Genomic DNA, 11,074 nt, shown 5'->3' with positions numbered 1-11,074 from the left:
TGCGTTAAGATCTATCAATGACAGATGGAGTCTGGAGGGGGATGTTATTCTTATCATATTAGTGTGAGGTATTGTTTTTTCTTAATATGTTCCAGATTATTTTTAAAACCTTTCTTTCATTTTGCTAAATGATGGGATTTCTGCTTTTTTACTTTTTCCCTGCCTCCTGTTTAAAACCAGGTTTGTATGATAACATCAGCCATTTTATAGCAGTAAAAATAACTATCCTGAAAAAATAATAAGAATTATTTAGAATTGTCCATGAAAAAGTTCATAAGTGAATATTTAATTTTTTCAGGCTCAACATCAATAAATTCCTTTCTCTCATCTTCTGGAAACACCGGATAAACTGCAAATTTTCCAAACTTCTGAGGTGATTCTGTCAAAAACCTCCCATCTATGAGAATCCTTGCTCCGTAATCGGTTGGTGAACGAACAACTCTTCCCATAGCCTGTCGGATTTTACGTATCGTGGGTATCTGAACTGCATAATCCCATCCCGCACCGTATCCAAAAACACTGTCATAGGCGGACTCAACAGCATTCATCCTGTCATTGAGAGCAGGATAACCTACACCAACAATGATGACAGTGCGTCCACGTCCTTCTCTATAATCGAGCCCTTCACTTAGAGTGCCCCAGATATAGGACAACATCACGGCTTTTCCACCATCTTCTCCTATATCAAAAAATTCCTGCCTGACCTGTTGTGCAGAAACGCCCACCTCGTCCAGAAATACAGGAATATTGAGCTGTGATTCAAGTTTTCCATGATAACGTTTTGCTTCATGTGAATTCTGGAAGAATATTATTACATTACCAGTGGATTGTTCGATTGAATCAAGTAGTATCTGTTCAATGGTCTCTATATTCTGGGGGTCATCTCTGTTTTTTGCAAATAACGGAGGTACTGATGCTGCAATTGTCAGGCGTTTATCTTCAGGGAAAGATGAACCGTAGGCGAGCTCACACGTTTCTCTACTTATTCCAAGGGTGTTTTTGACCATGTCGAAAGGTCGCAGTGTTGCGGACATCAGAATGGATGAATAGACCGATTCAAAAAGCGGTTCTGTGACATTTTTCGGAATACAGGTAAATAGTTCAATACGTCCGTAGATTTCATCATTTTGGTCTCTTCTGACATTGAGTATGGGATAATAGTGGGGGTTGTTGGACAATTCCAGATATGATAACAGAAAGTCTGCAGCGTATTTAATATCGGAATGCTTTAAAACTTTGGACAGCCCTTTTTTGTATTGCTCATGATAGAACTCTTCCAGTTTGGAACCAAAATCGTTTGCTTCTTCAAGTAGTTCGCGAATCTGTTTTTTGTCTCCAAAACCCTCTTCTTTTGCCTGTCGTAAAAATTTCCCGGCAATCATATCGTTTCTGTCATAGGGGTCACTGATGCGAATGTCGTACCAGTATTTTCCAATTTTTTCCTTTTCCCCAAATTTGAACCTTGAATTGTATGTATTTTGCACCACATCAAGCAGTGTGCTGAAAAGGTTCCCCAATCTTTCATCAGGTACCTGACCTATGTATTCATTAACCTCTGACACTGATTTTTCAATAGAGTGTTCAGTGATGGTTATGGAAGAATGAGAACGTGCAGCGGATTCAATGTTGTGAGCTTCATCGAATATAACGATAACATCTTGTGGTTCTCTATCAATCCAGCTTAGAAGAGTGGAAAAAATATCCTGATTTAAAACATGATGGAAGTTTGCAATTACAAGGTCTGCATATTTGACTTCACGTTTTAACAACTCGTATCCGCACATAGCGTTCTGGTAGGCAAAATCATTGACCTCCTCTGGAGTACGGACATCCTTAAACAGCCAGTCCCTGAATTTTTCACTGTCATAATTCAGGACTTCATATAATTCATTGCAGGTACGTCCACGAAGATTGCGTGCTTTTTCTTCAGAGTTTTCGAGTTCTTTTGAAAGTTCATCTCTTAAACGTATCAGTTCTGGGTCTTTTGATTGTTTATAATTTTTATTTGCTGATTTGAGTTCCTGTCGCTTTAACTGGATATCTTTTTCCAGTTCGATGAGGTCAAAAGTGTTTTCTCTTTTAACAGTGCATTCGTCATAGTCGATTCCATGAGGGCACATGTTGGTTTTACCCTTTATAACTGCGGCTTTTATGTCCTTAGTTTTTTTAATATCACGGGCTTCCTGTATGAACTGCACCATTTGCTGGTGGACGTTGGTAGCGATTATAACAGTCTTGTCCAGTTGTTTACCTACCTGTAGTGCTGGTGCAAGGGCACTCAGGGTTTTTCCTGTACCACATGCACCTTCAAAAAGAACTATCTGTTTTTTAAGAAGAGCTGAATGGATATTCTCCATTGCATCTTCCTGATTGGGATAGCAGGAACCTTTTGTAAAATATTTAAAATACCCTTTGGAATCTTTCATTGCAACACCTAAATATTAGCCCGTTTTAATAGGTTTTGTTCTTTAAATTTTATCTAAAATTTTAACCATTACGGTTGTAGAAATTGAAATCTAATATCGACAGTTTTTTATTCAAACTGCTTTATCTAAAGTTGTAAGTTTTAATAAACCTTATTAATACAATAAAAGGAGATATAGTACAAATGGTAGCAGTTATTATTTCTGAAAATTGTGTGGGCTGTGCGACATGTGTTGATGAATGTCCGGTCGAAGCAATTTCACTGGATGGCGAAAACATTGCAGTTGTAGATGAAGGTGAATGTTCAGATTGTGGTGAATGTGTAGATGTATGTCCTACAGAAGCAATTGAAATTGAGTAATCCGTTTTAATTTATTCAATCAAATAATTTGGTCAATTTTTTAGGTGGTGGCAATGGCAGAGCGAATAAAAGCTGGAGTACTGGGTGCTACAGGAGCAGTCGGACAGCGTTTTATCGAAGCGCTTACAGACCATCCTTGGTTTGAAATCACATCACTTGCAGCATCAGAACGAAGTGCTGGCAAAACCTATGAAAATGCTGCAAACTGGAGGCTGGATTCTCAGTTACCGGATGAAGTAAAGGGTAAGGAAGTAGTACCTGTTGACCCTTCCAAAGTAGATGCGGATGTAGTGTTTTCAGCACTCCCTTCATCCAGTGCAAAAACTGTAGAACCAGAATTTGCAGAAGCAGGGTTTGCGGTTGCAAGCAATGCATCGTCTTATAGAATGGAAGACGATGTACCACTTGTTGTTCCCGAAGTCAATCCCGACCATCTGGGTATGATAGAACAGCAGCAAGATAACCACAACTGGGACGGATATATTATAACAAATCCCAATTGTTCGACTATTATCATGATAGTATCTCTCAAACCTCTGATGCAGTTTGGTCTCAATAATGTCAATGTAGCGACTATGCAGGCAGTATCAGGTGCGGGATTTGATGGTGTGTCGTCCATGTCAATAATCGACAATATTCTTCCCTATATCAAAACAGAGGAAGAGAAGATGGAAAACGAAACTCTGAAACTTCTGGGAGAATTTAATGGTTCTGAGATTTTAAACCCAGATATACACGTAAGTACATCATGTCACAGAGTACCGGTACTTGATGGACATACAGAAGCGATATGGGCGGGAATGGATGATAATCCAACACCAGAGGACGTCAGAAAGGCTTTCCTTGATTTTGACCCTGGACTTGAAGACCTCCCGTCAAAACCTGAAAATTCACTGGTTGTCTGGGATGAACCTGATAGACCCCAGCCGCGTCTGGATAAAAACATAGGCAGCGGAATGGCGGTAAATGTCGGACGTATCCGTGAGGGCATCCGTTATATTGCACTGGGTCACAATACCATCCGCGGAGCAGCGGGAGCAAGTGTACTCAATGCTGAACTTCTTCACAAAAAAGGAAAATTATAACGATGCTTTAAAACGCATCGTTTTCTAATTTTTATATGATATTTAATATTGATTTTTTCCGATACTTTTTAAAAGTAAAATGCAATAATAGTTTTAGATAATCATGTTAGTTGTTTTGTCAATCGGTGGATCTATAATTGCAAATGACCTCGACCCGGAACGTTTTGTTTTTTATAAAAACGCTCTTAGTAAACTATTGCCAGACCATCAGTTGGTAATCGTAACGGGTGGTGGTAAGGCAGCAAGAGATTATATTAATGTAGCACGCAGTGTGGGTTCAAATGAAGCTGTGTGCGATTTTATAGGGATAGAGGTAACCCGCTTAAACGCACAACTTCTGATATCAGCTTTTGGTGAAGATGCATATCCAGAACCTCCACGTACCTATAAGGAAGCAAAACTTGCTCTTGCATCCGACAAGGTGGTAGTTATGGGTGGGGTTGTCCCCGGCCAAACCACTGATGCGGTTTCAGCAATTCTTGCAGAGTATTTAAATGCCGACTTTCTGGTGATTGCAACTTCGGTTGACGGAGTATATTCCAAAGACCCGGTACAGGATCCCAACGCAAAGAGGTATGAGAAATTAAGTGCCAAAGAATTGGTTGATGTAGTCATCTCAACGGAGATTAAAGCAGGTTCTAAATCACCAGTTGACCCATTGGCTGCCAAAATAATAGAAAGATGCAAGATGCCCACTACTATAATGGACGGCACTGATCCGGGTCAGGTAACAGACCTTATTATGCAGGAAAACTTAAAAACCGAACCTGTAACAGGGAAGCATCCTGGAACACGAATCATCTGTGATTAATCAGTATGATACCGATTCTGGATGCGTCTTTTTTATTCCCTCTTTTACACCTTCAACAACTGTATCAGTAATTTTTTTACCAAAATCGGTGTAAGACCCTGCGTATTCTATATATGGGCTGGAATTTTTTTTCTGTTTCTGATAAGCAACCACAACAGCATCTGTTGTAGTACCCAGAAAATCGTAACCCATCTTCATTAGTGCAAGACCTTTTGCTTCTGTTGCTGTGATTATCGCACCCGCCATTGCACCTTCTGATAATTCAACATCAACAACAAGAATAATATTTATTGTACCGGGATAGTAGCCATCCAATCTGTATACAGAGGGATGAGTTATACCTGCTGTGACAAATGTTGTAAGATAATCATCGGTTTTTATGCACAGGTTTTCCATCTCAACTGCGGTCAAAAGTCCAAAATATGGTTTGTAAACTTCATTGTATTCTGCAACATTATCCAGATATTTTACTGGATTTTTGAAATCAAATCCTTTATTAACTTCATGATTGAATATGGATTCTACATACCCACGACCACCATTAATTCCTGTACTAAGCCCTTCAAATTCTCCTGAAATTATCAGTGTGGAGTTTCTGGTGCAGTATTTCAAAATATCACTGGTTTTATGGTCGATGATGATACAAAAACAAACAGAAATTATAATTAATTATCTGTCAAATACTATATCCATGATAGGTATATCTTCTTATGCATTCCATGATCTTCCTCTATCAGAAGCACTGGAAAACATTAAAAAACTTTCCAGAGGTGCGGAGATATTTTCCGAAGGGTTCCATGACCTTCTCAGGGACTCTGAAACACCTTATTCCTACAATCTTGAATATACTGTCCATGCTCCCACTACAGACCTTAATATTGGAAGTATCAGAGAGCCCATGCGTAAAGCAGGGATGGAATTGATACAGGAAATGGTCGATATATGCAGTCAAATAGATGCCAGAGTTCTGGTTGTCCATCCCGGATATTTTACATATTCGTGCGATATTCCTGATGCAAAGGTATCTTTGAAAAAATCACTTTTAGAACTTAAAAAAATAACCGATGGAACTGATATAAAAATCTGTGTTGAAAATATGCCAAGTGACTGGAATTGTTTCCTTTTCCAGTATCCAGACCTTGACCTTGGAAACAATGGATTTGCACTGGATGTGGGACATGCCAATACAACACAGACATTAGACGAATTTTTAGAATATAATATATCCCATTTCCATATCCATGACAACACAGGTGAAAGTGATGAGCATCTATGGGTGGGTGCAGGAAATATTGATTTTAAAGGGATGCAGGACGTTTTGAAAAAAAACAGTGGTATGAAGGTTCTTGAACACCGAAGCAGGGATTATGTGGAAAAAAGTTTGAAAGCTATAAAAGATCTGGGTATAAAGTAAGACAATTTATTTATAATATCCTTTTCAACTTATAATTATGAGCCATCTGGATAATAAAGTATTCAAAGCACTTGGTTGCTCCACCCGTTTGCAAATGCTTGAAATTCTGAGTGATTCAGAAACACATATAACAGGGATGGCTAAAAAACTGGGCATTTCAGTTCCTGTTGCAGCAAAACACGTAAAAATACTTGAAGAAGCAGAACTTGTTAACCGCACAAGATTTGGTAAAACTGATATTTTAAAAATAAACACCAGTAATATATACACGATACTTGACAGATTTGCACCAATAAAAAGTGTGGATGTTGACAAGGGAACAACACTGCTCGATGCTTTAAAAAAGGTTTCGGCAGTAGAGGTCAAACAAATTGGAGATAGGGATGCTGTCGTTGCTACAGATGGTGATCAAGGATTCTATATTTATGAAGTGGATGGCTCCTTTTCTGACAAAACAGTAAATGAATGCACTTTTGAGAAGGATGCTACAGTTAAATGGAAAAAACTTGAACCAATCACCAAAATGAAACTGAATATAAACATAAAAAAGGAATGAAAACCTCTATTTTTAAACCAGTTGTTTTAATAAATATCATATCCAATAAAATCACAGGTGAATTTTTAGCAATGGAAAGCCTGCAAGATGTACCCCGTATAGGGGATAAAACAGCTCAGCGTTTTATAGGTCATTTTGGAAGTGAGGAAGCCGCACTTAATGCTATTTTAAACGGTGATATTGCCAGTATATCAGAAATTGAGGGAATCGGTCAAAAATTTGCAATATCACTGGTACATGAAACACGCGGTATTATCGATGGAGTAACATTGACTGATTTTTTGAAAACAAATGAAGCAATTAATATTTATGAACGTTTACTTGATGTAATAAAGCAGTTTGCAAATACCGGGTACGCCAGAGATAAACTCCATATTTACATCCCGTATCCATCCAGTAAAATGAATCTGATAAAACAAATTCAGGATACAGTTAACTATTACAGAAAAACGGCAGATGTGTTTGGAAAAGATGATAAATTCCTGAAAATGTTGTCTTATATTAAACCCCTGAAGTCAAATTATCCTTCAGGAAAAATCAGAGACCGAACTATTTTAACAACTGATGAAAATGTTTATGCGAATCTAAAGAAAAAGTATGGATCTTTTGTAGATATCCAGATTGTTACCGATTCCTCTGAAATGCTTGATATAGCTCGCGGGTATTCACATGCAATAACTGATGATTATCTGGATGTTGACTATTCTGAAGATATGGAACTGGAATATGTAACCGACCTTGAGAAATTGCAGGACTGGCAGATAATTCCTGAAAAAGAGATTGCATTCTATGCCAAAAACCTTCCAGCGGTTGAAAATTCTCTTGATGTAATCCAATGTCTACGTTCAAATGATTTCAACTTCTTTGAGCAGATGAATAATAAAGACCTTGATATTCTTAGAGAGACTCTTGAATTGATAGATGAAAACGGGGATGTTGCAACAGGAACAGACCCTGAAATCGATAGATTGGGCAAAATCCATGAACGTATAGATGAGACAGTATCAAAAACGGTAGAGGATGCCAATGCAAAGCTGGATAAGTGCCTGGAAGAGAGTAAAATGACACTCAGCGGTCAGGACATGCTCAGAGTCATGAACGGCAGTATGGAAATCCAGGACCTTATGAGAAAAGAAATCTATCAGTCTTACCAATCAATCCTTGAGGAAGCAAAAGACAGTATCACAGATGAATTAAAACTTGAGAAACAGGAAAAACTTTTCGTTGATTCATTGTTCCCGGACGAAATATCCTATCCAATAGAAATTGATGATAGCCAGGTTAATGCATTGAAACAGGATATTGTCCGCAGAATCCAGAAGAAAAAGGTAGAACACAAAAGGCAAATTTCAAAGACTCTGCATGAATATCATGATATAATCAGGGAACTGGTCTATTCTGTACTGGATTTTGATGTAGGCTTTGCTATCGGTAGATTTGCAAGTGAGTATAATCTTGAAATGCCACAGTTGATAGATGGTGCAGGAATAGGGTTTGTTAAGGGGCGTAACCTGTTTCTACAATCCAAATACGGTGATGTTACCCCGATTGATTATTCACTGGGAAAAACATCTCACAATAGCGATAATAACCGACATGTATTGTTAAGTGGGGTTAATTCAGGCGGAAAAACATCTATGCTGGAACTGCTTGCACAATGTGTTATACTTGCCCACATGGGATTTCCTGTTCCTGCAAATGTTCCTGAAATAGGGCTTACAGATGGACTATATTATTTTGCCAAATCCAAGGGTACGCTTGATGCAGGGGCGTTTGAAAGTACCCTTACAGATTTTTCAGTAGTTACAGACAACTCGAGTAAAGTGGTTCTTGTGGATGAACTGGAATCCATCACAGAACCGGGAGCATCCGCCAAAATCATAGCTGGAATACTTGAAACATTGTCCAAAAACGAAAAAAGTATGTCTGTATTTGTATCCCATCTTTCAGAACTGATTATGGAAAATACCCAGTGTGATGTCAGGGTTGATGGAATAGAGGCAGAAGGTCTTGATTCTGAACTTAACCTGATAGTGGACAGAACACCGAGACAGAATTACATTGCAAAAAGTACCCCTGAACTTATTGTAGAAAGGCTTGCAAGGAAAACAAGTGGAGATGAACAGGCGTTTTATAATAGGTTGAAAAATAAATTCGATTGATAATTACAGCATTCCTTTTGTACTTTTGATACTTTCTCCTTCTACAACAACCGCACGTTTCATTGCATGGGCAAAAGCCTTGAAAAGTGCCTCTATTTTATGGTGGTCGTTGTCTCCGTAGACAGATGCATGGAGGTTCATGTTTGCGTTCTGGACAATTGATTCAAAAAAGTGTCTGACCAACTGGGTGCTAAAATATCCCACACAATGGGATTCAAATTCTGCGTTCATTACCAGATAACTGCGACCGCCAAGGTCAAGTACCACATCAGCAAGAGATTCATCCATCGGTGTACGGGCTTCACCGTACCTTGCTATTCCTTTTTTATCTCCCAGTGCGTTGTCTATTGCCTGCCCCATGACAATACCGGTATCCTCTATAAGATGATGTTCATCCACTTCAAGGTCTCCGTTTGCACTAATACTTAAATCAAAACCGGAATGTTTTGCAAAAGACGATAGCATGTGGTCAAAAAACCCTATTCCTGTATCAACCTCTGCTTCTCCACAGCCGTCAAGGTTGAGTTCTATTTCAATATTTGTTTCACCGGTTTCTCTTGATATGTTAGCAGTCCTCATAAAATACCTTTATAACTTCACTTTATTTACAATTTTTACCTTTAACTGCATCAATTGCATCTGCAAGTTTAAATTTGTTTTTATAGAGTGCACTTCCGACAACAACACCCGATGCACCAACATTTTTGATTGTAAGGAGGTCGTCTATACTGGTAACTCCTCCAGAAGCAATAACAGGAATTGTTACTGATTCAACAAGTTCTTCAATGGGTTTTGTTTCTGTGCCCTGCAGCAATCCTTCTGTATCAATATTTGTAAATAGGATACTACCTGCACCAAGGTTTTCGAATTTGATACCCATGTCAACAGCGGTAAATTCGGATTCCTTTGTCCATCCTTCTACCGATATCTTACCTTTTTTAGAATCCAGTGCAACCATTACACATTTGCTTCCAAATCTTTTCGCCAAACCTTTTATCAGTTCGGGATTTTCAAGAGCAGCAGTACTCAATATGATCCTGTCAACACCGATATTCAAAAGCTGTGCGGCATCCTCCTCGGAACGGATACCTCCACCGACCTGTATCACCACATCCTCGGTTTTGAATTTATCTACGATATTCTGGATAATAGGGGCATTTTTACGCTCACCCTCGATAGCACCATCAAGGTCTATAAGGTGGAAAATTCTGGCTCCTTTGTTGTACCAGTCCACTGCGACTTCGATAGGGTCATCGAGGCATACAATTTCACTACCGGGAACACCCTGTACAAGCTGGACACATTTTCCTTCTCTAATATCGATTGCAGGTATGATTTCAAAACACATAATATGTCCTCACGGCATCAGACGTTCAATTGGTACAACAAGGATGTCTCTTGCACCTACCTCTTTTAGTTTGTTAACTGTTGTAAAAATCATATCAGAGTCTACTACTGCGTGTATTGCAAGTGTAGAGGATTCTGATTCAACTTTCATCACAGTAGGTCCGGAGAGACCAGGAAGAACCTCTTTTACCTCGTCCAGTGAATCTTTTGGTACGTTCATCATCAAATACCGTTTTCCTTCGGCGTTGAGTACACTTTCAAATGCAGTTTTTATATGATGTATTTTATTCTTTTCTTCTGCACTCTGGTGGTTTGCAATCATATATACAGAAGACGAGAAAACCTTTTCCACGGGTTTTAGATTGTTCAGTACAAAAGTAGTGCCTGAGCTTGATATATCTACAATGGCGTCAGCGACTCCTATATAGGGTGTCATTTCACAGGCACCACTTACTTTGATGACCTCTATGTTTATGTTCTTGCTGTCAAAAAATTTCTTTGTTATATTTGGAAACTCGGTACCAATTTTCATGCCTTCAAGTTCTTCTACAGATTCTATTGATGAGTCTTCAGGAACAGCAAGCATAAGGTTTGATTTTCCGTAATTCAAATCAAGCATAAGATCAACATCAGCATCGGTTTCTGAGACAAGGTCTATACCGGTAATACCGATGTCTGCAGCTCCATCCTGTACATATTCAGGTATATCTGCGGCTCTTGCAAATAAAAAAGAGATTTCCGGATCGGTAGTTGTTCCAAAAAGCTTTCTCTCCCCTCCGTCAGATACAGGGAGTCCGGCTTCTTTAAGCAGTTTCACAGTTGGTTCATTTAGGCGTCCTTTGTTTGGTATAGCGATACGTATCATAAGGGAATCCTCTGGAATAATGACAAATTAACTATTTTTTAAAATTACA

At 38.8% G+C, this 11,074-nt stretch carries 11 protein-coding genes; 6 read left to right on the top strand and 5 right to left on the bottom strand.

Annotated elements, in window-relative coordinates:
- Positions 1-245: 245 nt before the first annotated feature.
- Entirely contained in the window at positions 246-2,426 is a 2,181-nt protein-coding gene (locus QZ276_RS11440; protein ID WP_292488108.1) for an ATP-dependent DNA helicase, read from the bottom strand.
- A gap of 182 nt (positions 2,427-2,608) precedes the next feature.
- On the opposite strand from QZ276_RS11440, the gene QZ276_RS11435 reads away from it, so the two are divergent.
- The 3 genes from QZ276_RS11435 (at position 2,609) to pyrH (ending at position 4,681) form a co-directional block, all read left to right on the top strand.
- Entirely contained in the window at positions 2,609-2,785 is a 177-nt protein-coding gene (locus QZ276_RS11435) for a 4Fe-4S binding protein (protein WP_013195601.1), read from the top strand.
- Between the two features lie 53 nt (positions 2,786-2,838).
- A complete protein-coding gene (asd, locus tag QZ276_RS11430) occupies positions 2,839-3,870 on the top strand; it encodes an aspartate-semialdehyde dehydrogenase (RefSeq protein ID WP_292488105.1) in 1,032 nt (343 codons plus the stop codon).
- A 103-nt stretch (positions 3,871-3,973) separates the two neighbouring features.
- Positions 3,974-4,681, top strand: coding sequence for a UMP kinase (gene pyrH, locus QZ276_RS11425; RefSeq protein ID WP_292488103.1), 708 nt, complete (start codon positions 3,974-3,976; stop codon positions 4,679-4,681).
- Here the strand turns inward: pyrH and QZ276_RS11420 are convergent, their stop codons facing one another.
- Complete coding sequence (locus QZ276_RS11420; RefSeq protein WP_292488100.1) at positions 4,682-5,293, bottom strand: adenosylcobinamide amidohydrolase; 612 nt, start codon at positions 5,291-5,293, stop codon at positions 4,682-4,684.
- Here QZ276_RS11420 and QZ276_RS11415 point away from each other — a divergent pair.
- The 3 genes from QZ276_RS11415 to QZ276_RS11405 all read left to right on the top strand — a co-directional run bounded on the left by QZ276_RS11415 (position 5,280) and on the right by QZ276_RS11405 (position 8,813).
- Positions 5,280-6,095 carry a sugar phosphate isomerase/epimerase gene (locus QZ276_RS11415; protein ID WP_292488099.1) on the top strand — a complete coding sequence of 272 codons (816 nt, stop codon included), beginning with the start codon at positions 5,280-5,282 and terminating at the stop codon, positions 6,093-6,095. The genes QZ276_RS11420 and QZ276_RS11415 overlap by 14 nt on opposite strands.
- Positions 6,096-6,132: 37 nt before the next feature.
- A complete protein-coding gene (locus tag QZ276_RS11410; RefSeq protein ID WP_292488097.1) occupies positions 6,133-6,651 on the top strand; it encodes an ArsR family transcriptional regulator in 519 nt (172 codons plus the stop codon).
- A gap of 71 nt (positions 6,652-6,722) precedes the next feature.
- The gene (locus tag QZ276_RS11405; protein ID WP_292488094.1) at positions 6,723-8,813 is read left to right on the top strand and encodes a helix-hairpin-helix domain-containing protein; all 2,091 of its coding nucleotides are present in this window, start codon (positions 6,723-6,725) and stop codon (positions 8,811-8,813) included.
- Positions 8,814-8,816: 3 nt separating this feature from the next.
- Here the strand turns inward: QZ276_RS11405 and hisB are convergent, their stop codons facing one another.
- Genes hisB through hisG form a run of 3 tightly spaced genes read right to left on the bottom strand, consistent with a single transcriptional unit; the run spans position 8,817 to position 11,025 of the window.
- A complete protein-coding gene (gene hisB, locus QZ276_RS11400; RefSeq protein WP_292488093.1) occupies positions 8,817-9,392 on the bottom strand; it encodes an imidazoleglycerol-phosphate dehydratase HisB in 576 nt (191 codons plus the stop codon).
- 22 nt (positions 9,393-9,414) lie between these two features.
- Entirely contained in the window at positions 9,415-10,161 is a 747-nt protein-coding gene (gene hisA / locus QZ276_RS11395; protein ID WP_292488091.1) for a 1-(5-phosphoribosyl)-5-[(5-phosphoribosylamino)methylideneamino]imidazole-4-carboxamide isomerase, read from the bottom strand.
- Between the two features lie 9 nt (positions 10,162-10,170).
- Positions 10,171-11,025: an ATP phosphoribosyltransferase gene (gene hisG, locus QZ276_RS11390; RefSeq protein ID WP_292488089.1), complete on the bottom strand. Its 855-nt coding sequence runs from the start codon at positions 11,023-11,025 to the stop codon at positions 10,171-10,173.
- Positions 11,026-11,074 lie beyond the last annotated feature (49 nt).

The sequence above is a fragment of the Methanohalobium sp. genome, assembly GCF_018609725.1.
GTDB lineage: Archaea > Halobacteriota > Methanosarcinia > Methanosarcinales > Methanosarcinaceae > Methanohalobium.
Note: the sequence above shows the minus strand (reverse complement) of the source record. Positions and strands in the feature narration are given on the sequence as shown.

What these genes read in the sequence shown, in the direction of transcription:
- QZ276_RS11440 (WP_292488108.1), bottom strand. Translation starts at nt 2,426, where the DNA reads ATGAAAGATTCCAAAGGGTATTTTAAATATTTTACAAAAGGTTCCTGC.
- QZ276_RS11435 (WP_013195601.1), top strand. Translation starts at nt 2,609, where the DNA reads ATGGTAGCAGTTATTATTTCTGAAAATTGTGTGGGCTGTGCGACATGT.
- asd (WP_292488105.1), top strand. Translation starts at nt 2,839, where the DNA reads ATGGCAGAGCGAATAAAAGCTGGAGTACTGGGTGCTACAGGAGCAGTC.
- pyrH (WP_292488103.1), top strand. Translation starts at nt 3,974, where the DNA reads ATGTTAGTTGTTTTGTCAATCGGTGGATCTATAATTGCAAATGACCTC.
- QZ276_RS11410 (WP_292488097.1), top strand. Translation starts at nt 6,133, where the DNA reads ATGAGCCATCTGGATAATAAAGTATTCAAAGCACTTGGTTGCTCCACC.
- QZ276_RS11405 (WP_292488094.1), top strand. Translation starts at nt 6,723, where the DNA reads ATGGAAAGCCTGCAAGATGTACCCCGTATAGGGGATAAAACAGCTCAG.
- hisB (WP_292488093.1), bottom strand. Translation starts at nt 9,392, where the DNA reads ATGAGGACTGCTAACATATCAAGAGAAACCGGTGAAACAAATATTGAA.
- hisA (WP_292488091.1), bottom strand. Translation starts at nt 10,161, where the DNA reads ATGTGTTTTGAAATCATACCTGCAATCGATATTAGAGAAGGAAAATGT.
- hisG (WP_292488089.1), bottom strand. Translation starts at nt 11,025, where the DNA reads ATGATACGTATCGCTATACCAAACAAAGGACGCCTAAATGAACCAACT.